The 21,007-nt window shown below is 64.7% G+C and carries 13 protein-coding genes and 1 riboswitch; of the genes, 9 read left to right on the forward strand and 4 right to left on the reverse strand.

The annotated features are described in order from the left end of the window. Positions 1-5: 5 nt before the first annotated feature. Complete coding sequence (locus QM467_RS12200; protein WP_283366705.1) at positions 6-1,031, reverse strand: bile acid:sodium symporter family protein; 1,026 nt, start codon at positions 1,029-1,031, stop codon at positions 6-8. A 115-nt stretch (positions 1,032-1,146) separates the two neighbouring features. Here QM467_RS12200 and QM467_RS12205 point away from each other — a divergent pair, with 115 nt between their 5' ends. Further along, positions 1,147-2,031 (forward strand): LysR family transcriptional regulator, encoded by an 885-nt coding sequence (locus QM467_RS12205; RefSeq protein WP_283366607.1) that lies wholly within the window; start codon positions 1,147-1,149, stop codon positions 2,029-2,031. A 131-nt stretch (positions 2,032-2,162) separates the two neighbouring features. On the opposite strand, the gene QM467_RS12210 is transcribed toward QM467_RS12205, so the two are convergent. The 3 genes from QM467_RS12210 to QM467_RS12220 form a co-directional block, all read right to left on the reverse strand. Continuing rightward, a complete protein-coding gene (locus QM467_RS12210; protein ID WP_283366608.1) occupies positions 2,163-4,835 on the reverse strand; it encodes a glycosyltransferase in 2,673 nt (890 codons plus the stop codon). A 406-nt stretch (positions 4,836-5,241) separates the two neighbouring features. Then, positions 5,242-6,723: an HlyD family type I secretion periplasmic adaptor subunit gene (locus tag QM467_RS12215; RefSeq protein WP_283366609.1), complete on the reverse strand. Its 1,482-nt coding sequence runs from the start codon at positions 6,721-6,723 to the stop codon at positions 5,242-5,244. Then, a complete protein-coding gene (locus tag QM467_RS12220; RefSeq protein ID WP_283366610.1) occupies positions 6,720-8,885 on the reverse strand; it encodes a type I secretion system permease/ATPase in 2,166 nt (721 codons plus the stop codon). Before QM467_RS12220 ends, QM467_RS12215 begins: the two co-directional genes overlap by 4 nt. A 344-nt stretch (positions 8,886-9,229) precedes the next feature. Here QM467_RS12220 and QM467_RS12225 point away from each other — a divergent pair, with 344 nt between their 5' ends. From QM467_RS12225 to atzF, 8 genes are all read left to right on the forward strand, one after another. Further along, on the forward strand, positions 9,230-10,912 hold the full coding sequence (locus QM467_RS12225) for a SulP family inorganic anion transporter (RefSeq protein ID WP_283366611.1): 1,683 nt from the start codon (positions 9,230-9,232) through the stop codon (positions 10,910-10,912). Positions 10,913-11,094: 182 nt separating this feature from the next. Further along, positions 11,095-11,205, forward strand: a riboswitch (guanidine-I (ykkC/yxkD leader). Between the two features lie 77 nt (positions 11,206-11,282). Next, positions 11,283-12,353, forward strand: a complete 1,071-nt coding sequence (locus QM467_RS12230; protein ID WP_283366612.1) for a putative urea ABC transporter substrate-binding protein — start codon at positions 11,283-11,285, stop codon at positions 12,351-12,353. A gap of 30 nt (positions 12,354-12,383) precedes the next feature. Beyond that, the gene (locus tag QM467_RS12235) at positions 12,384-13,202 is read left to right on the forward strand and encodes an ABC transporter permease (RefSeq protein WP_283366613.1); all 819 of its coding nucleotides are present in this window, start codon (positions 12,384-12,386) and stop codon (positions 13,200-13,202) included. After that, the gene (locus tag QM467_RS12240) at positions 13,199-14,014 is read left to right on the forward strand and encodes an ABC transporter ATP-binding protein (RefSeq protein ID WP_283366614.1); all 816 of its coding nucleotides are present in this window, start codon (positions 13,199-13,201) and stop codon (positions 14,012-14,014) included. Before QM467_RS12235 ends, QM467_RS12240 begins: the two co-directional genes overlap by 4 nt. Before the next feature lie 9 nt (positions 14,015-14,023). Next, positions 14,024-14,839, forward strand: coding sequence for an urea amidolyase associated protein UAAP1 (locus QM467_RS12245; protein WP_283366615.1), 816 nt, complete (start codon positions 14,024-14,026; stop codon positions 14,837-14,839). A gap of 11 nt (positions 14,840-14,850) precedes the next feature. Next, the gene (locus QM467_RS12250; RefSeq protein ID WP_283366616.1) at positions 14,851-15,504 is read left to right on the forward strand and encodes an urea amidolyase associated protein UAAP2; all 654 of its coding nucleotides are present in this window, start codon (positions 14,851-14,853) and stop codon (positions 15,502-15,504) included. A gap of 144 nt (positions 15,505-15,648) precedes the next feature. Further along, on the forward strand, positions 15,649-19,194 hold the full coding sequence (uca, locus tag QM467_RS12255) for an urea carboxylase (protein WP_283366617.1): 3,546 nt from the start codon (positions 15,649-15,651) through the stop codon (positions 19,192-19,194). Continuing rightward, positions 19,194-20,996 carry an allophanate hydrolase gene (gene atzF, locus QM467_RS12260; RefSeq protein ID WP_283366618.1) on the forward strand — a complete coding sequence of 601 codons (1,803 nt, stop codon included), beginning with the start codon at positions 19,194-19,196 and terminating at the stop codon, positions 20,994-20,996. The genes uca and atzF overlap by 1 nt, the downstream gene beginning before the upstream one ends. Positions 20,997-21,007 lie beyond the last annotated feature (11 nt).

A 21,007-nucleotide genomic window follows, 5' to 3' on the forward strand; every position in this document is an offset into this window, starting at 1 on the left:
CTCGGCTACTTAAGCGAAGGCGGGGCCGCTATAGCGACGGCGCCTGCGGTGCGCTCGTCAAGTTCCCGCGCGTCCGCCAATGTTTCGTGAGACCATCTTTTGGCCAGAACTGCGCAAACCATCAGCTGCATCTGATGAAAGAGCATGGTCGGAAGGATGATCATGCCGAGGTCCGGACCGGGGAAAAGCACGCCGGCCATCGGCACGCCCGCCGCGAGGCTTTTCTTCGATCCGCAGAACACGATGGCGATCTTGTCGGCGCGATTGAAACCGAGCCGGCCGGCGGCGAAATGCGTGCCCAGGAGCGCAGCGGCCAGAACAAGCGCCTCAAGCGCAAGCATGGCGACCAGAGCGCCCGGCGGCAGTGCGCGCCAAAGGCCGGCCCGAACCGCATGGCCGAAAGCGGAATAGACCACCAGAAGGATCGACCCACGATCGGTCGCGCCAAGCAGGGCCCTGCGCCGCGCCACGAAGCCGCCGATCCAGGGCCGCAGCAATTGCCCGGCAAGGAGGGGGACGACCAGGAGAACGACAATCTCCCGTATGGCGGCTCCCGCCGGCGCTGCGCCATGAGCCGAAGCGAGGAGCGCGACAAGGATCGGCGTCAGCACCGTGCCGGCAAGGCTCGACAATGTCGCGGAACACATGGCGGCGGGGACATTCCCGCCCGCGATCGAGGTGAAGGCGAGCGACGACTGAATGGTCGAGGGCAACAGGCACAGGTAGAGCATTCCCAACGCCAGCGGCGCCGGCATGACCTGCTGCGGTAGGCGCCCCAGGACAATTCCGGCCAAGGGGAACATCACGAAAGTCGAGGCAAGCACCACCAAATGCAGCCGCCAATGCCCGATCCCGGCGACGACATTCGCCGTGGCGAGGCGGGCGCCGTAAAGGAAAAACATCAAGGCGATCGCGACGTCCGTCGCAATCTTCACCGGCGTCTCGAAAGCCTCCGAGGGCGGCGCCACGCTCGCCAGCGCGACAGCGCCGATGAGGAGAAGTGTGAAACGATCTGGCGATATGCGAAGCAGGAACTGGTGCATGGGTCTGACGGAGCCTGTGACGGGAGGGCCCGACAATGCCGCAGTTTTCGCTCATTCTGAACGGCTCTATGGAAGGTATCAGTTATCATGTATCATGATGACCATGGCTTATGACCCGGACCTGCTCGTCTCCTTCCTCGCCGTTTCGGAAGCCGGCTCCTTTTCGGAGGCGGCTCGCCGCCGGGGCTTGCGGCAATCGACCGTGAGCCAGCATGTGCGGCGGCTCGAACAGGCGACGCGACGGCGTCTGTTCGACCGCGACACGCATAGCGTCGCACTGACCGTCGACGGACAGGCGCTGACCCTGCTCGCGTCAGATATTCTCGCCGCCCATTCGCGCGCCGAACGTTATTTCTCCCATGCCGAACTGCGCGGCCGCGTGCGCTTCGGCGCGTCGGAGGATTTCGCGCTTTCCCCTCTTCTGCCGCAGGTCCTTCGGGCTTTTGCGTCAAGACATCCCGCGGTCGATCTGGAAATGACCGTCGGACTGGCGGCCGATCTTTACGAGCGGATGGATCAGGGATCGCTCGACCTCATTTTCGCCAAGCGCCGGGCTGGCGACGAACGCGGGCGCAGCGTGTGGCGGGAAGACATGATCTGGGTGGCTGCGAAGAACTGGCGTCGCGATCCGGATCGGCCTTTGCCGATCGTCGTCTATCCGCCGCGCAGCATCACCCGCGAAGCTGTTCTGATCGCCCTCGAAGGCGCCGGCATTCCCTGGCGCATCGCCTGCACTTGCGGTTCGCTCTCCGGTCTGGTGGGCGCCGTCGCCGGCGGCCTCGGCGTTGGCGCGCAATCGGCTTGCCTGAAGGCCGATGGCGTCGTTGCGTTGGGGCCGGAGGCCGGCCTTCCCGCCCTTGGCGCGACAGAATTCGTCGTCGTTCCAGCCGTGCGTCGGCCCAGCGCTCCCATCGAGGCGCTGGCCTGCACGATTGTAGACCTGGGCAGAGCGCACCACTCCGCATTCCAGGGCGATCGCCGGATCTAGCCGCGCATTCTTCAATTGCGGAATCGCGATCGACCTTGAATTCCCGTGTCGTTCTCTCGGCTTTCTCGCGCTCGAGCCGAGCGCAGCCGCTCGCCTGTCAGCGTCGGGCGCCCCCGCGCGTGAAAACGTGTTTACAGGAAAGTCGCGAGCCTTTGCTCCAGCTTTTCAAAGTTTGTCGGGCTCGAAAGCTCCTTCCGGAGCGCGTTGGCGATTTCCGCCGCCGAACGTCCCCAGCCGTCGTTGACCATCGACTCGATATCCGGCCAGGGGCCGTCAAAAGCCGCGGCTGCGCGAATGGCTTCGGCAATGTTACGAAAGTCATCGAAGAAGAAAAAGGACTGCGGCCGCCCAAGACGTCGATGGAGCGTCCTGTTGAGCTCCGAATCGAGCAATACGATCGGCTTCTGCTTGACGACGGCCTCCAGGATCGGGAAGCCGAAGCCTTCGTAGAACGACGGAAAGACAAAAACGTCGCAAGACGCCAGCATCCGGGCCAGCGTCTCGTCCGAAACTTGCCCTCCGGAAATCGATTTGACGTCGTTCCGTCCGAGATCGACGCCGAACACGGTAATGTCCAGATCGGTCGCGGCGAGCGTGCTGAGCGCCGGAACAAGTCCCTTATGCTCGTAATGGTTTCCGAAAATCAGCACCGAGGCGCGCGCCGAGGCCGCCTTGCGCCGTCGCGGGCTTTCCCGTTTGTCCTGCGCATATTCCATCGGGTTCATCGAATGAAGCGAGGGCAGCAGCGCCGCGTCCGGCGCGAAGGAGAACCGTTTCGTGAAGCGGTCCATCGTATATTCGCTATTGAACACGAACAGGTCGCCGCTGCGGCAGACGCGCTCCCACAGGCGCACCAGGCCGTCGCTCTGGATGTAAAGGCAATCCACCGCGATCGTGTCGAGCAGGAAGACGCCGATTTTCTCGCACACGCAGGCGAGCCGATCGAACACGATGTCTGCGAAGGGCTGAGAAAAAAGGAAACCGACCCCGGCCTTGACGTTCGCCGCCTCTTCTTCATCGGTGATGAGGCGGACGCCCGACGGAAGGTGAACGCCAAAAAAGTCCAGCACGTCGTCGTCAGCGACGATCGCCAGCCTGACGTCGCTCAATTCCCGCAGGAGAAAAGGAAGAAGGGCGCAGATCAGCTTATTGGTGCCATTCCTGGTCTTTGACGCCGTCCTGATGTCGAACAGCACATCGACATCATTGCCGCGCTCGATCAGGCGATGGGCGTGATATTTTGGCGATGAGAAATGACGAATGATGGCCGGCTTGAATTCCGGGTAGCGCGTCAGCAGGACGGCTTCGTTTTTCAGATGCTCGTCGTCGGCATAGTCGCTGAGAATGGAGAAAGACGCCTTGCCCAGATGGGCGACATAAGCATGGTTGGCGAGCACGGAAGAATAGCCGCGCCGATTGGCGCGCATTATGTAATCATTCTCTTCGTTGTAGCCCATGCCATAAATGGAATCGAGATAACCGAAATAGCGGACGATCTCCGCCCGGATCAGCAGGCAGAACCCCACGACAACGGGAACGACCTGGTATCGCGGCAGCAGCTGATGCGTCCGGCTGAAGGAGGAATAGCCATCGACCGGCGTCGCGGGCTTGGCGCCATAGGTGGCGATGGTCGCGTTATTTGTCCGTGGATTGACGAAGCCGAATTTTTCGTCGGATTCCAGCACCGAAAGCAATTCAGCGATGGCCCCGGGATAGACGACGGTGTCAGAATTCAGCAGGAGACAATGGGCGCCAAGCTTTTCCGCCACCCAAATTCCGCAATTGCTTGAATAGACGAAGCCGCGGTTCCTGGAATTGCAAAGATAGAGCGTGTCAATGCTCTGGGCGTCCAGCTTGGAAAACCAGGAGCATATCGCCTTGTCGAGCATCGCATAGTCGGGAGAATCATTGATGAGCACGACGACGGCGCCAATTTTTCTCAACTCGCCTGTGCAGGCGATGAGAGAGCTCAGGACCGTCTCGACGAGGTCTTCGCGCTTGTAAAAGGGTATGACGATGACCAGGTTTTTCTTTTCGCCGAAGGACAAATGGTCGAGCGGAAAATCGGCGGGGCCGTCGAAGCCGACATAGGCCTTGGGGCCGGTATCGCTGAGCGACTGATAGCGCACAGCCAATTCGTAGTTTTTTGTGAGAGCGACGTAACGGCCTTCTTCATGCCCGAAATTAGCATAGTGCAACAATGGGTTAGACCCGCTCTCGCTCACATCGTCGAAATGTTCGAGATAGGTTCTGGTGCAGAATTGCGGCGATGGGTCGCGCGCTTCTTTCCAGCCTGACACCAGGTAATGGATCAGCGGGTTTTTCTTGTCCGAAGATACATCCTTATAGGCGATGTTATACCATCGGGAGGAGAAGAAGTCCGATTCAAGAGGGTTCTGGTTTTTTGAACTCGTGACCGCGCTGAAAAAACGATGCGGGCTCATGGACCGATGTTCTTCCTGCAGGAAGGCGCCCGGCACCAATTCGCTCAATTCGGACGCAGCGATCCAGTCGCTCAGCGCGACGGGCCAGTTCCGGCGCCGGACGAACGCCTTTACCCGTCGGAGCTTCAGCAAAGGATGTGGCGGAACGGTCAGCTTCCTGGAGAAATATTGTTCGACAGTCGCGTTTTCGAACTGCTCGCGCACCCAGCTCCACATGAAGTAGGGCGAAGGGTTAAGGCCCAGCGTTTGTCCGGTCTTGATGAAATGGTCGCGCGCGTCTTCTCGTGTCTTGAATGATTTCCCCGATTCGACCTTGTAGAAGTCCAAGTCGAGAAAAATACTGGACTCGAGCTGCTTCACTGCCGACGTTCCCAAAATTTCGAACGCAGTTGCGCCTGGAGGGCCGCACATAGCCGTTGGCGCGCTCTTCGCCGTTCTGAGAGGCGCCAGTTTCCAGGGCGACGATTCGATAGCGTCATGCTGAACAAGTGATTGATACCGACCGCCCTTACCCACGGCAAGGCCAATTGGCGTCGTGAGAACGACGAATTGATCCTGCGCCCGTCAGAGGCGGGGGATCGAGACTTTTTGTGTGAATCGCCGGGGGTGGCCGGCGCGCAAACCAGCTCGGCTTTGCCGAGGGCCGCCAACCGTAAAATCGTGATGGCGAGAAGCAGAAGCTCTTGCGAGGCGACATCCCATTCGCCATCCGACAATCGCTCTGGCGTCCGCGTCTATGCCGGCCAAAAGCCCCGGTCGCCCACACTCACCGCTCTTTCATCGCTCGGGCGCCGGTCTCGACCAGCGGCGAGAAGATATATTCGAGGATGCGGCGGTTTCCGGTGGCGATTTCGACGGTGACCGCCATGCCGGGCGTCAGCCGCACGATCTGGCCGTCAATGTCCATGGTCGTGCGCTCCGGCTTCAGCGTCACCGGGAAGACGAGGTTCTGGGTGCGTTGAGCGCCGGCGAAGGTCTTGTCGCGGCGAGCCCGCGCGGGATCGCCCTCGACCTGCTGCGCTTCCGGTTCGGGGATCGCATCGCTGGCGACGCGCTCGACCGTCGCGGACAGCGCGCCATAGCGTGTGAAGGGGAAGCTCTCGATCTTCACGACAGCCTTCTGGTCCGGCTTCACGAAGCCGACGTCCTTATTGGCGAGATAGGCTTCGATTTCGAGCGCAGCGCCTGTCGGCGTGATCCGCATCAGTTCTTCGCCGCTGGAGACGACTTGGCCGACGGTGGTGACGGAGAGGCCATAGACCGTGCCGTCGATCGGGCTGGTCAGGCTCATCCGCCCGGATTTCAGCTTGGCCTTGGCGAGCTTCTCGCGCCAGTCGTCGGCCTGGCGCTGCGCCTCGGCCATTTTCTGGGCGTTTTCCGCGATGAAATTCGAAAAGGTCTTGTCCCTTTCGCGGGCCAGCACGTCGAGATTGGCGATGGCGGCGTCGCGCTGGCCCCTTTGCTGGGCTAGCTGCGTCTGGTGATATTGCAAGGATTCCTCGGCGTCGATCACGGCCGATTTCGCGCCCGAGCCCGATTTGACCAGGCTCGAACGCATGTCGACGCGCGATTGCAGGGTCTCGACCAGCCTTTGCTGCGCCGCCATGGTTTCCGTCAGGCGATCGCGCTCCACTTCCTTCTGGCGGATCTGCGCGTCGAGACCGGCGGCGAGATCCGCGAGCCGGCTCAATTCGCCGGCGAGCACCTGGTCCTCGCGCGCCCGGATGCCGGGCGGGGCGTCGGCATCCCAGGAAATCGCGGGCGGCGGCGTCAAGCGTCGCGATTGTGCCGCTTCGAGCGCGGCGGCCCGGCGCCGGGCCTCGGCGCGGTAGGCGTCAAAGGCGGCCTGTGCGTCCGCTTGATCGGCATTGGTGTCGCCGCGCTCCAGCTCCAGCAGAACCTGGCCCGCGCTGACGTGCTGGCCGTTCTCCACCGTGATCGCGGCGATCTTGCCCGTTTCCAGCGGCTGGATCACCTTGACCCGCCCGGTCGGCTGAATCTTGCCCTGGGCCTCGGCGATGATGTCGATGCGGCCGAACCAGCTCCAGACCAGAGCTGCGACGAACAGCCCGCTGATGAGCAGGATCAGCGCCATGCGGACAGGCGAAGGCGGCGTTTCAAGGATTTCCAGATCGGCCGGCAGGAATTCGCGATCGGCGACGAAGGGCAGCTCCCTCTTCGCCTCCAGTTGCCGCGGGGGCGCCGCCTCCTTGACGTCTTCCTTGGCCGCCTCTTTGACCTGGCTCATGTCCGCGCTCCCTCATTTTGCATCGCCCAGAGGCGCGCATAGAGTCCCTGCGGGTTCTTCAGCAGCTCGGCGTGGGTTCCAGCCTCGACCAGTCGCCCGTCGACCATGCCGATGATGGCGTCGCAATCGCGCACGGCGGCGAGACGATGGGCGATGATGAACACCGTGCGGCCCTGCACGATCTGCCGCATGTTCTGCTGGATGATGCGCTCGCTTTCGTAATCGAGCGCGGAGGTCGCCTCGTCGAAGATCAGAATCGGCGGATTGGTCGCGAGCGCGCGGGCGATGGCGATGCGCTGGCGCTGGCCCCCCGAAAGATTGGCGCCGCGCTCTTCGATCATGGTGTCATAGCCCTGCGGCAGCTTGCCGATGAACTCGTCGGCCCCGGCGAGCCGCGCCACCGCGATGATCTGGGCGCGCGGCATGGCCGGATTGGCCAGCGCGATATTGTCATGGATCGAGCGGTTGAAGAGCAGGTTGTCCTGCAGCACCACGCCGATATGGCTGCGCAGCCAGGCGGGATCGGCCTGGCTCAGGTCGCCGTCATCGAGCAGGACCTGCCCTTCCTCGGGAATGTAGAACCGCTGCACGAGCTTGGTGAGGGTCGACTTGCCGGAGCCGGACGGGCCGACGATGCCGACCGTCTTGCCGGGCGCGATGCGCAGCGTGATCCCCTTGAGCGCCATCGGCGCATTGGGGCGGTATCGGAAGGAGACATTGCGGAATTCGATCTGGCCGCGCGGCGGCGGCAGCTGGATCCGCACCGCCGGCGTCGGCTCGACCGGGGAATTGAGAATGTCGCCCAGCCGCTCGACCGAAACCTGAACCTGTTGGAAATCCTGCCATAATTGCGACAGCCGCAGCACTGGCTGCGCCACCTGGGCGGCGATCATGTTGAAGGCGACGAGTTCGCCGACCGACAATTCGCCGTCGATCACGGCCTTGGCGCCAAACAGTAGCAGCGCGGCGGTCGAGAGCTTGTTCACATATTGGATGGCGTTCTGGCCCTTGGCGCCGAGCATCGCGGTATGGAAGGCCGAGCGGACATAAGCCGCGAGGCGCTCCTCCCATTGCCGCGAAACCACCGGCTCAACCGCGGCCGCCTTGATCGTCTGCATGCCGACGATGGATTCGACCAGGAATTGCTGGCTCTCCGCGCCGCGGTTGAATTTTTCATTCAGCCTCTCGCGCAACATCGGGCGCGCGATGGCGGCGATGATGAGATAGAGCGGAATGGTCGCCAGCACGATCAGCGTCAGCTTCCACGAATAGGCGAACAGGACCGCGATGAAGACGAAGGTGAAGAAGAGGTCGAGCGCCGAGAACAGGCCCTGCCCGGTGAGAAAGGAGCGGATCGTCTCCAGTTCGCGCATGCGCGCCACTGTCTGGCCGGTCGGCCGCGTCTCGAAATAGGAGACCGGCAGGCGGGTGAGGTGCCGGAACAGCCGTTGCCCGAGTTCGACGTCGATGCGGTTGGACGTGTGCGACAGGGCGTAGGCGCGCAGATATTGCAACGCCACGTCGAACAGGCCGATCGCCGCGAGGCCGCCGACCAGCACGAACAGGGTCGAATAGCCGCGATGGGTCAGGACCTTGTCGATCACGACCTGGAAGAAGATCGGCGAGACCAGCGCGAAAATCTGCACGAAGAAGGACGCGATCAGCACATGCATCAGCGGCTTGCGGTAGCGCCAGAGCGAGGGCGCGAACCACATGAAGCCGAAGGTGCGGGGATCGACCCCGGCGCCGTGGAACCGCCGCCCGACCAGGATCAGGACCGGCGCGATGGTTGCGACGAGCTCTTCCAATGTGGTTTCGGACGCCGCGCGGCTGATCGGATCAACCACACGCCAGAGGCCGTTCGGGCTTTTCCCGCCGAACACGATATAGCCGCCGTCGCGCCGCCGCAGGATCGCGGGAACCGGCGCGCAGGAAAGGCGCTTCAGGGTCGGGTTCTCGATGACGCGCGCCTTGAGGCCGATCGCCTGCGCGGCGCGCACGATGTCGCGATCGTCCGCCTCGTCATGGCGCAGGGCCAGTTCCTTGGCGAGATGTGTGGGATCGGCGGCGATGCGGTAATAGGCGGCGATTCCGCACAAGGCGGAAAGGCCCGAAAAATGGCTGGATTGGACGGCCTGGGCCGGAGACGCTGCCTGGTTCATTGGCTCAATGCTAGTTTGAATTCCTTTACCGGGCGTTGCTCCATGAGAAGCGCCGCCAAGGGGAAGTCGTTGATCGGGCGTGGCGTTGATCGAGCCGGCCTCGTGAATTCGTGAGGTTGGCCACAACCATACACGCTCTTCGCGGCGGCGCTAATACGCAGCCTCGATTTGCCGCGCGCCTTCGCCTCATGCTGGAGCGGATGTGATGCGCCCCCGGCGGCGCCGGCTTGAGGCCGATGGCGATCGGGACTAATCTCGACGGCAATCAAGAAGGCCGGCGGGGCGCGGCCCTTTGTCCGAGCGTTACGCGACCGGCGCTTCCCCGCATGATGGCGAGGCCCAGTGTGAATGAAACCTTCCGGAAGGCGGGAAGCGTCCTGAGGCGATATTTCGCCGCGGACCTGATACCTGGGCTGACGACCGCCGCCGTCGTCCTGCCCAAGGCGCTGGCCTATGCCACGATTGCGCAGCTGCCGGTGCAGGCGGGGCTGTTTTCGGCGCTGGTCCCGATGGCGATCTACGCCGTGCTCGGCACCTCGCGGCTGCTGAGCGTCAGCACCACAACGCCCATCGCGATCCTGTGCGCAAGCGCGATCGGGGAGGCGCTCGCCGCCGATCCCGCGCTCGACCCGCTCCTCGCCTCGGCCACGCTGTCCGTTCTCGTCGGGGCGATGCTGCTGGCCGCGCGGGCCTTGCGCTTCGGCTTCGTGGCCAATTTCATTTCCGAGCCGGTCCTGACGGGGTTCAAGGCCGGCGTGGGCCTCGTCATCATCGTCGATCAATTGCCGAAATTGCTGGGAATCCACTTCCAGAAAGCCGGATTCTTTCGCGATGTGGCGTCGATTTTCACGCATCTCTCCGCCATCTCATGGCCGACGCTCGTGGTCGCTCTGGCGACCCTGGGCATTATCGCGTTGTCAAAACGCTTCCTGCCGAAGGCCCCCGCGCCGCTGCTCGCCGTGGCCGTGGGGATCGCGGCTTCCGCGCTCGTCGGCCTTGAAGCCACGGGCGTCAGCGTCGTCGGGGCGATCCAGGGCGGTTTTCCCGCGCTGAAGCTGCCGCAGCCCTCGTTGTTTGAGGCGATGTGGCCGGCGGCGGGCGGCATCGCCCTGATTTCCTTCACGGAGTCTATCGCAGCTGCGCGCGCCTTCGTCCGGCCGAGCGATCCGCCGCTCGACGCCAATCGCGAGCTGCTCGCGCTCGGCGCCGCCAATGCCGCGGGCGCCTTCATCGGCGCCATGCCGGCCGGCGGCGGAACCTCCCAGACCTCGGTGGCGCTCAACGCCGGGTCGAGTACGCAGGCGACGTCGATGGTGGTCGCGGCGGCGGCGCTGGCGACGCTGCTCTTCCTGGCGCCGGTTCTCGGGCTGATGCCCCACGCCACCCTGGCGGCGGTGGTCATCGCCTATTCCGTCGGGCTGGTCGATTTCGCGGGCATGGCGGCGATCCGCAAGGTTCGCAGCATCGAATTTCATTGGGCGGTGGTCGCCTGCCTCGGAGTCATGACGCTGGGAACGCTCAAGGGGGTCGTCGCGGCCATCATTCTTTCGATGGGAAGCCTGATCCGGCTCACCAACGATCCGCGCGTCGACGAAATCCTGCGCATTCCCGGCTCTCATCGATTTCGGGCGCGCGAATCCGACCACCCTGACGACGAGAGAATTCCCGGCCTGCTGATTGTCCGACCGGTGGGGCGCATCTATTTCGGCAATGCCGAAAACGCGGGCGGGAAAATCAAGCTCCTGGTGAACGCCTCGTCGCCGCGCGTCGTGCTGCTCGATTGTTCCGCGATCCCCGGCTTTGAATATACCGCTCTCAAAATGCTGATCGAAGCGGAGGAGAAATGGCGCGACGCAGGGCTGGAGCTGTGGCTCGCCTCCCTCAATCCCGAGGCTTTGGAGTTGGTCCAGCGATCGGAGCTGGCGGAACATCTCGGACGCGCGCGGATGTTCCGCACGGTGGAGGAGGCGGTCGCCGCCTTCGAGGCGCGGGGAGCAACGGCCGACACGAAATCCTTCGAGGCGTAGAGGGTCCGGCAGAGGCTCCGGCAGACGGCGCCAATTGTTCGAGCTTGTTGGGCGCATATTCGGGCGAATTTCGACCAAAGTGACAATCAGCCGCCATTGCGATTAAAAATTGCGCAGCCACTGCACAGAATTTGTGGCGGAAGAGGCTTTCACGGAGGCCGAAAGTGTTGTGTAGTTCACAAAGAGTTGGCGGCTAGGGTTCCGGTCTCTGCAAAGAGACGCTGGTCCGAGAGTCGCCTCCCGGGCGGGGAGACATCCACCCGGGCGCACGGCGGGACAAAAGCCCGGGAGACCTCGTTAGCCAAGGGATTGGTAAAACGATGGTCCGCGCCAATCCCTCATCTGAAGCAATTTGCTGAGGGATAGCCGCATGCGAAATCGTTCCTTCCTCCGTTCGCTCGTTCTGGTCGGGTCGGCGCTTGCGCTGAGCGTCAGCGTCGCCGCCGCCGCGCCCAAGAAGGACTTCAAGGTCGGCTGGTCGATCTATGTCGGCTGGATGCCCTGGGGCTATGCCGCCGATTCCGGCATCGTCAAGAAATGGGCCGACAAATATGGCGTCACGATCGACGTCAAGCAGTTCAACGACTATGTCGAATCCATCAATCAATATACCGCCGGCGCCTATGACGCGGTGACGATCACCAATATGGACGCCTTGTCCATTCCGGCGGCGGGCGGCGTCGACACCACAGCGCTGATTGTGGGCGATTTCTCCAACGGCAATGACGCCGTCATCCTCAAGAACAAGACCAAGTTGACCGACATCAAGGGCCAGAACGTCAATCTGGTCGAATTCTCGGTCTCGCATTACCTGCTCGCCCGCGCGCTCGAAAGCGTGAAGCTGGCTGAGAAGGATGTGAAGGTGGTCAACACTTCCGACGCTGACATGGCCGCCGCCTACAAGACGGCCGACGTCACCGCCGTCGCGACCTGGAACCCGATCGTCAGCGAAATCCTCAGTTCGCCCGACGCGCACAAGGTGTTCGATTCCTCGCAGATTCCCGGCGAAATCATGGACCTGATGGTCGTGAACACCGAGGTGGTGAAAGAGAATCCGGCCTTCGGCAAGGCTCTGGTCGGCATCTGGTATGAGACGCTGGCGAAGATGCTGGCCGACAACGCCGACGGCAAGGCCGCCAGGGAGGCGATGGCCAAGGCTTCGGGCACGGATCTCGCCGGCTTCAACGCCCAGCTCGCGGCGACGCGCCTGTTCGCCACGCCGAAGGAGGCCGCCGCCTTTACCGAGAGCAAGGACGTCGCGATCACCATGGACCGCGTGCGCAACTTCCTGTTCGCCAAGTCGCTGCTCGGCAAGGACGCGAAAAGCGCCGACGCGGTGGGCATCGAACTGGCCGACAAGAAGGTTCTCGGCGACGCCAGGAACGTCAAGCTGCGCTTCGATCCGAGCTTCATGACGCTCGCCGCCCAAGGCAAGCTCTGATTCCATCGGCGCTTCAGCGCGAGGGCGAACATGCGTTTTCTCAACGTCAGACCCAATCGGGGTCAGGCCATGCTGCTGGCCGCGCTCCCCTTCGCGCTGACCTGCGGGGCCTATCTGCTGTTCTCGCATCTGAGGCTGGCGGAGAATCCCAACGACAAGCTCCTGCCCGCCGTCGGCTCCATGGTCGAGGCGGTCGGCAATCTGGCCTTTCATCCTGATCCGCGCACCGGCGTCTATATCTTCTGGGCGGATACGGCGGCGAGCCTCCAGCGCCTGCTGCTGGCGCTGGCCATTTCGACCGCCGCCGCCGTCGTGCTTGGCGTCGCCATGGGCCTGCTGCCCCTGATGGGAGCCTTGCTTGGGCCGTTCGTCTCCGTCGTGTCGATGGCGCCGCCGCTGGCGCTGCTGCCGATCCTGTTCATCGTGATGGGGCTCGGCGAGGCGTCGAAGGTCGCGCTGATCGTGATAGGCTCGCTGCCATTCCTGGTGCGCGACCTCGCTCTGCGCGTTTCGGAATTGCCGCGCGAGCAATTCCTCAAGGCGCAGACGCTCGGCGCCTCGACCTGGCAGATCGCCCTGCGCGTCGTGCTGCCGCAAATGCTGCCGCGTCTGGTCGACGCCCTGCGGCTGACTCTCGGCCCGGCCTGGCTGTTCCTGATCGCCGCGGAGGCGATCGCCTCCGATTCCGGCCTCGGCTACCGCATCTTCCTCGTGCGGCGCTATCTCGCGATGGATGTGATCCTGCCCTATGTCGCCTGGATCACGCTGCTGGCCTTTCTCTCCGACGCCGCCCTGCGCTGGATCCAGACGCGCGCCTTCCCCTGGTTCGCCGCCGCGAGGGCCTCATGAGCTTCATCCAAGTCGAAAAGGTCTGGAAGGAATATGACGACCAGATCGTGCTCGAAGACCTGTCTTTCGAGATTGAGGCGCGCGCTTTCCTGATGCTGGTCGGCCCCTCGGGCTGCGGCAAGACGACTTTCCTGCGCATGCTGCTCGGCGAGGAAGCGCCGACGCGCGGGCGCATCCTTATCGACGGCAAGCCGCTGGTCGCGGAGCCGGACAGCGATCGCGGCGTGGTGTTCCAGCGCTATTCGGTCTTTCCGCATCTCACCGCGCTGCGCAATGTGATGTTTGGCGCGGAACTGGCGCAGGCGCCTCTGCTTGGCCGCCTGTTCGGGGCGAAGCGCCGTGCGGTCGAGGACAAGGCGCGCGTTTTGCTCGCCGAGGTCGGCCTCGCCGGCTCGGAAGACAAATATCCCGCCGCGCTGTCCGGCGGCATGCAGCAGCGCCTCGCGCTCGCGCAGGCCCTGATGCGGCGCCCGAAAGTGCTGCTGCTCGACGAGCCCTTCGGCGCGCTTGACCCCGGCATCCGTTCCGACATCCAGGCGCTGATGAAGCGCTTGTGGAACGAGACGCACCTGACCGTGGTGATGGTGACGCACGACCTGCCCGAAGCCTTCCGGCTCGGCACGCGCATCCTCGCCTTCGAGCGCAGCCGCAATCGCCCGGAGGAGCGCGCGCGCTATGGCGCGGGCATCGCCAAGGACATCGAGATCTGGCCGCCGCGCATCGCGGGCGGCAAACCCTTCACCAGCCCCGGCCGGGACGACCCGGCCGCCAGAGGGGCAGAACCGGGACGGCCCGGGCTTCAAGCCTCGTGAGGAAAGGTCATGGTTCTCACCGAAGAGCAGAAGGCGGAAATCGCCGTCAACCGCGCCCATTATGAAAAGCTCAAGGCGGCGGGGCAGGGCGCCGCGCCGCGCGCCTTGCCGGAGCTGACGAAAAAGGACGGCGCGCCAGTAGCTGCGGATAAGGTCATCGCGCGCGAAAAAATTCCCGGCGGCTGGTATTGGCATGGGCGGATCGCACGCGGCGAAACCCTGCGCCTGTTCAACGCCGATGGCCGCTCCTCGGCTTCCGTCGTCGCCTGGAACGCGCAGGACGTCTCCGAGCGCATCAATCACGCCGACAGCGTGAAGGTGCAATGGAGCGCCGCCTTGCGCAAAGGCCGGCTCATCCTGTCCGACATGGGCAAGGTGGTCTTTTCGATCGTCGAGGACAGCAGCGGCGCGCATGACGCTCTGGTCGGCGGCTCGACGGCGGCCTCCAATGCGAAAAAATATGGCGGCGATTTCCGCAACACGCGCGACAATTTCATCCTCGCCGCCGGCAAGCTCGGCTTTTCCCGCGCGGACATTCCGCAGCCGGTGAGTTTTTTCGCGCCCGTCGATGTCGACCCGCAAGGCCGCTTCGTCTGGAACGAAGCGAAGCGCGCGAAAGGCGATTTTGTCGATCTGCGCGCGGAAATGGACCTACTCGTCGCGATTTCCAACTGCCCGCATCCGCTCGATCCCGCGCCGGAATACGCGCCGGGGCCGCTGGAGCTGACGCGCTTCCGCATTCCGGTCGCGGCGGATGATTTCTGCCGCTCCGGCAGCGCGGAAAGCATCCGCGCCTTCGAAAACAACGCCGCCGCTTTGGCCTGAGGGAGGGGAAAATGAGCCAGTTCACCTGCGTCCCGGCCGCGCGCGACGCCGCCGACGCCGTTTATGATTTCGAAATCCCCGCCCAAAAACCCTGGTCGCATGTCGTGCGCAAGGGGCAGACCTTGCGCATCGTCGACAGCTATGGCCAGCAGGCCGTGGACACCCTGTTCTATCGCGCCGACGATTTCGCCGAGCGCTACAGCGCTCAGGATACCTTGCGCGAACAGGGCTCGGCCTATGTCGTCGAGGGCACGCGGCTGATCTCCAGCGAAGGCCGCGTGATGGCGCGCATCGTCGCCAATACCGGCGGCGCGCATGACACCTCGGCGGGGGCCTGCTCCTGCGAAAGCAACACCGTGCGCTTCGGCCATCATGTGAAATACCAGCACGCCTGCCGCGAGAATTTCGTCATCGAAGTGACGAAGCACGGCATGAGCAAGCGCGACATTCCGCCCAATATCAATTTCTTCATGAATGTGCCGGTCGAGCCGGGCGGCAATCTCGCCATCGTCGATGGCGAGTCGAAGCCCGGCGATTATGTCGAGCTGGTCGCGGAAATGGACATTCTCTGCGTCATTTCCAACTGCCCGCAGATCAACAATCCCTGCAACGGCTTCCATCCGACGCCGGTGCGGGTGTTGATCTGGGACGTCGCGGAGGCCTGACGCCGGTTCTCGCTTGCGAGAGCCGGCTAGGAGCGAATGCCGATAGGGCGTCGCCTGACGCCCGTCCGAAGACGGGCTGTTGGCCGAGCAAATGCGAGGGATTCGTAGATCGCGACACGTCGCGATCTACGAGAAAGGATAAGAATGTTCCACAAAGTTCTGATCGCCAACCGGGGCGAGATCGTCGGCCGGATCGGGCGGACCTTGCGCAAGATGGGCGTCAAGAGCGTCGCCGTCTATTCCGACGCCGACCGCTTCGCGCGGCCCGTGCTCGACGCCGACGAGGCGGTGAGGCTCGGCCCGGCGCCCGCGAGCGAAAGCTATCTGCGGATCGACGCCATCCTCGACGCCTGCCGCAGGACTGGAGCGCAGGCGGTCCATCCGGGCTATGGCTTCCTCTCGGAAAATGTCGGCTTCGCGGAACAGCTCGCCGCCGAAGGAATCGCCTTCATCGGTCCGCGCCCCGAACATTTGCGCGCTTTCGGCCTCAAGCACACGGCGCGCGAGATCGCCCAGGCCAGCGGCGTCCCGCTGCTGCCCGGCTCGGGCCTACTCGACAATGTCGAACAGGCGCTGGTGGAGGCCGAGCGCATTTCCTATCCGGTCATGCTGAAAAGCACGGCGGGCGGCGGCGGCATCGGCATGCAACTCTGCGAGGGGCCTGAATCCCTGCGCGAAAAATTCGAGAGCGTGCAGCGCACGGCGCGGGCGGGCTTCGGCGACGCCCGCCTTTATCTCGAACGCTTCGTCGCGCGGGCGCGCCATGTCGAGGTGCAGATTTTCGGCGACGGCAAGGGCCGCGTCGTCGCGCTCGGCGAGCGCGATTGCTCGCTCCAGCGCCGCAATCAGAAAGTGCTGGAAGAAACGCCGCCGCCGGGCCTTTCCGACGACATGCGCCGGCGCCTGCGCGAGGCGGCCATCGCGCTCGGCCGCAGCGTGAATTACGAATCCGCCGGCACGGTGGAGTTCATTTATGACGTCGCGCGGCAGGACTTCTCCTTCCTGGAGGTCAACACGCGGCTGCAGGTCGAGCATCCCGTCACCGAAAGCGTCTTTGGCGTCGATTTGGTGGAATGGATGATCCGGCAGGCGGCGGGCGAGGACGTGCTGGCGAAGGCGGACCAGTTGGCCCCGCAGGGCGCGGCGATGGAAGTCCGCATCTATGCGGAAAATCCCGCCGCCGGCTTTCGTCCCAGCGCGGGCCTGCTCACGGAGGTGGAATTCCCGTCCGACGCGCGGGTGGACGGCTGGATCGAAAAGGGCGCCGAGGTCACGGCCAATTACGACCCGATGCTCGCCAAGGTCATCGTGCATGGCGCGACCCGCGACGAGGCGCTGGCGAACATGCGCGCCGCTTTGGCGAAGACCCGGATCAGCGGCATTGAGACCAATCTTTCCTATCTGCGGGCCATCGTCGCATCGGAGTTTTTCGCGCGCGGCGAAGTCGCGACCAATGTGCTGCCGCATTTCGCCTTTGCGCCGCGCTCGATCGACGTGCTCAGCCCCGGCGCGCAATCGACGGTGCAGGAATTGCCGGGCCGCCTCGGCCTGTGGGACGTCGGCGTGCCGCCGAGCGGACCTATGGATGAGAAGAGCTTTCGTCTCGCCAATCGCGTCGTCGGAAATGAAGAAACGACGACGGCGCTGGAACTGACGGCGCGCGGCCCGGTGTTGCGCTTCAATGTCGACGCCTTGTTCGCGCTGGTCGGCGCGCGCATGAAGGCGAGGCTCGATGGCGTCGAGGTTGCGAACAATGCGCCCATCGAGGCGCGGGCGGGGCAGGTTCTGGAACTCGGCGCCGTCGAGGGGCCGGGCCTTCGGACTTATCTGGCCTTGCGCGGCGGCTTCGACGCGCCGGAATTTCTGGGCTCGCGCGCGACCTTCACGCTCGGCGGCTTCGGCGGCCATGCGACGGGCGCGCTGAAGGCGGGCGACGTCCTGCATATTGGCGGCAAGGCCGGCGCCGCGCCGCGCGCGCTCACGCCGGACGAGGCCCCCGCGCTGACCCATGACTGGCGCTTGTCCGTGGTTTATGGCCCGCATGGCGCGCCGGATTTCTTCCTCGACGAAGACATCGAGACGCTGTTCTCCGCCGAATATGAAGTCCATTTCAATTCGGCGCGCACGGGCGTGCGGCTCACCGGCCCCAAGCCGAACTGGGCGCGGCGCGACGGCGGCGAGGCGGGCCTGCACCCGTCCAATATTCACGACAACGCCTATGCCGTGGGCTCGATCGACTTCACCGGCGACATGCCGATCATTCTCGGTCCCGACGGCCCGAGCCTCGGCGGTTTCGTCTGCCCGGCGGTCACCGCGCGGGAGGACATGTGGAAGCTTGGCCAGCTTAAGCCCGGCGACAAATTGCGCTTCGTCGCGGTCGCGCGGGCGGGCGATCCCGTCGCGGGTCCGACCGTGCTCCGCGCCCCGAAGGAGCTGGGCTCGCCCATCGTCGGGCGCGACGAAACCGCGCCCGTGCCGGTGGTTTACCGCCGCAGCGGCGACGACAACCTGCTGGTCGAATATGGCGCGATGACGCTCGACATCGGCCTGCGCATGCGTGTGAACCTGCTGGCGCAGGCCGTGCGGGCGGCCGGTCTGCCCGGTCTGGTCGACATGACGCCGGGCATTCGCTCGCTGCAGATCCACTACGACGGAACGCGGCTGTCCCGGCATAAGCTGCTCGACGCCCTGCGCGAGATCGAAACTGCGCTGCCCTCCATCGAGCGCATGAAAGCGCCGAGCCGGATCGTGCATCTGCCCTTGTCGTGGAACGATCCGCAGGCGGAACTCGCCATGCGCAAATATCAGGAGCTGGTGCGCCCCAACGCGCCCTGGTGTCCGTCGAATATCGAATTCATCCGCCGCATCAACGGCCTCGACGACGAGGCGGCGGTGAAGAACATCATCTTCGACGCCTCCTATCTGGTGCTGGGCCTCGGCGACGTCTATCTCGGCGCGCCGGTGGCGACGCCGGTCGATCCGCGCCACCGGCTGGTGACGACGAAATATAATCCGGCGCGCACCTGGACGCCGGAGAATGCGGTCGGCATCGGCGGCGCCTATATGTGCGTCTATGGCATGGAGGGCCCGGGCGGCTATCAGCTGTTCGGCCGCACCATCCAGATGTGGAACAGCTGGCGCCGCACGCGCGAGTTTGCGCCCGGCACGCCCTGGCTGCTGCGCTTCTTCGACCAGATCCGCTTCTTCCCGGTCAGCGCCGAGGAATTGCTGGAAGCCCGCGCCGCCTTCCCGCATGGCGGCTATCCGGTGAAGATCGAGGAGACGGAATTTTCCTACGGCGACTACACGGCCTTTCTGGCGCGCGAGGCGGCGGGCATCACCGCCTTCAAGAGCCGCCAGCAGGCGGCGTTCGAGACCGAGCGCCAGCGCTGGCGCGACATGAAGATCGACGAGGCGCCGCTGGATGACGCCGCCGCCGCGCTCGGTTCCGGCGGCGAGGTTCCCGACGGCTGCGTCGGCCAGTTCAGCGAGGCGCCGGGCAATGTCTGGAAGCTGATGGTCGAGGAAGGCGCCCATGTCGAAATCGGCCAGACCCTGGTCGTGATCGAGTCGATGAAAATGGAGATTTCCATCGCGGCGACGGCGCGCGGCATCGTGCGCGCGATTCAGGCCAGGCCGGGCCAGACCCTGCGCGCCGGCGATCTGGTCTGCGCTTTGGAGGAAGTTTGATGACCCCGCCGCTTTTCACCCTCGACGCCCTGCACGCTATTTACGCGATGCGTCCGGAAGCCGTGCTCGAAATCGTCGAGGAAGTTCTCGCGCGCATCGAGGCCAGCACGGACCCGGCCATTTTCATCTCACGCGTCGCGGCCGACGATCTGCGCGCCGCCGCCCGCGACCTGCTCGCCCATGCGCCGGATCCGGCCAGCCTGCCATTGTGGGGCGTTCCCTTCGCGGTGAAGGACAATATCGACGTCGCCGGCATGGCGACGACGGCCGGCTGTCCCGATTTCGCCTATCGGCCGGGGGAGGACGCGACGGTCGTCGCGCGGCTCAAGGCGGCGGGCGCGCTGCTGGTTGGCAAGACCAATCTCGACCAGTTCGCCACCGGCCTCAACGGCACGCGCTCGCCTTATGGCGCGCCGCGCAGCGTCTTCAACGCCGATTACGTGTCCGGCGGCTCCAGCTCTGGCTCGGCGGTCGCCGTCGCGTCGGGCCTGGTCGCCTTTGCGCTCGGCACCGACACGGCGGGTTCGGGCCGCGTCCCGGCGGCCTTCAATAATATCGTCGGGATCAAGCCGACGCCGGGCCTCGTCAGCGCGGCGGGCGTGGTTCCCGCCTGCCGCAGTCTCGACTGCGTCAACATATTCGCCTCGTCGGTCGCGGATGGCGTCGCGGCGCGCAAGGTCATCGAAGGAGACGACCCGCGCGACGCCTATTCCGTGGCGCCCGCGCCGAAGCGCCTTCCTGAAAAGCCGCGCGTCGGCGTGCTGGCGGCGAAGGATCGCGAATTTCATGGCGATTCCGATTGCGCCGCGCTCTACGATCAGGCCGTGGCGCGAGGGCGCGCGCTCGGCTGGGACGTGGTCGAATTCGATTACGCGCCCTTCCTCGCCATCGCCGCTCTGCTTTACGAAGGGCCGTGGCTGGCCGAGCGGCTGGCGGCGATCGAGCCCTTTCTCGACGCCCGGTCAGAGGCGCTCGATCCGACCGTGCGAGGCCTGATCGAAAGCGCGCGGCGCTTTTCGGCGGCCGATTGCTTTCGCGGGCAATATCGCCTGAAGGAGCTTTTGCGCGACACCGCGCAAGAGGCCGGGAAATTCGACTTCATGTTGCTGCCGACATCGCCGACGATCTACACGGTCGAGGCCATGCGCGCCGATCCCGTGCGGCTCAACGCGCATTTTGGCCGCTATACCAATTTCGTGAATTTCTGCGGCATGGCGGCCATCGCGGTCCCGTCCGGCTTCCGCCGCGACGGACTGCCCTTTGGCGTGACCCTGGTCGCGCCGGGGCAATGCGATGACGCCCTGGCCGGTTTCGCGGCGGCTTTTCACGATATTTCCGGCTGCGGCGCCGGCGCGGCGCGGCAGGACGTGTCGTCCGCGGGCGTCGCGCCCGTGCCGGAGGAACGGATCGAAATCGTCGTCGTGGGGGCGCATCTCACGGGCCAGCCGCTGAACTGGCAGCTGACCGACGGCGGCGGGTTTCTGGTCGAGGAGACCCGCACGGCGGGCGATTACCGGCTGTTCGTGCTGCCCAATTCCACCCCGGCCAAGCCCGGGCTGGTCCGCGAGCCGGGCTATGCGGGCGCAGGGCTGGAAGTTGAGGTGTGGTCGCTGCCGCCCGCCTCCTTCGGCCGCTTCGTCGCCGCCATTCCCGGGCCGCTTGGCGTCGGCAAGGTGACGCTCGCGGGCGGGCGCGCGGCGACCGGCTTCCTGTGCGAAGCCCACGCCCTGCAAGGCGCGCGGGAGATCACCGCTTTGGGCGGCTGGCGGGCCTATCTTGCGGGAGAGGGCGGAAAGGCCTGATGCGGCGTCCG

Origin of the sequence: Rhodoblastus sp. 17X3, from assembly GCF_030056575.1 — a bacterium.
Taxonomy (GTDB): Bacteria; Pseudomonadota; Alphaproteobacteria; order Rhizobiales; family Beijerinckiaceae; genus Rhodoblastus.

What these genes read in the sequence shown, in the direction of transcription:
- QM467_RS12220 (WP_283366610.1), bottom strand. Translation starts at nt 8,885, where the DNA reads ATGAACCAGGCAGCGTCTCCGGCCCAGGCCGTCCAATCCAGCCATTTT.
- QM467_RS12215 (WP_283366609.1), bottom strand. Translation starts at nt 6,723, where the DNA reads ATGAGCCAGGTCAAAGAGGCGGCCAAGGAAGACGTCAAGGAGGCGGCG.
- uca (WP_283366617.1), top strand. Translation starts at nt 15,649, where the DNA reads ATGTTCCACAAAGTTCTGATCGCCAACCGGGGCGAGATCGTCGGCCGG.
- QM467_RS12235 (WP_283366613.1), top strand. Translation starts at nt 12,384, where the DNA reads ATGCGTTTTCTCAACGTCAGACCCAATCGGGGTCAGGCCATGCTGCTG.
- QM467_RS12230 (WP_283366612.1), top strand. Translation starts at nt 11,283, where the DNA reads ATGCGAAATCGTTCCTTCCTCCGTTCGCTCGTTCTGGTCGGGTCGGCG.
- QM467_RS12240 (WP_283366614.1), top strand. Translation starts at nt 13,199, where the DNA reads ATGAGCTTCATCCAAGTCGAAAAGGTCTGGAAGGAATATGACGACCAG.
- atzF (WP_283366618.1), top strand. Translation starts at nt 19,194, where the DNA reads ATGACCCCGCCGCTTTTCACCCTCGACGCCCTGCACGCTATTTACGCG.
- QM467_RS12245 (WP_283366615.1), top strand. Translation starts at nt 14,024, where the DNA reads ATGGTTCTCACCGAAGAGCAGAAGGCGGAAATCGCCGTCAACCGCGCC.
- QM467_RS12250 (WP_283366616.1), top strand. Translation starts at nt 14,851, where the DNA reads ATGAGCCAGTTCACCTGCGTCCCGGCCGCGCGCGACGCCGCCGACGCC.
- QM467_RS12205 (WP_283366607.1), top strand. Translation starts at nt 1,147, where the DNA reads ATGGCTTATGACCCGGACCTGCTCGTCTCCTTCCTCGCCGTTTCGGAA.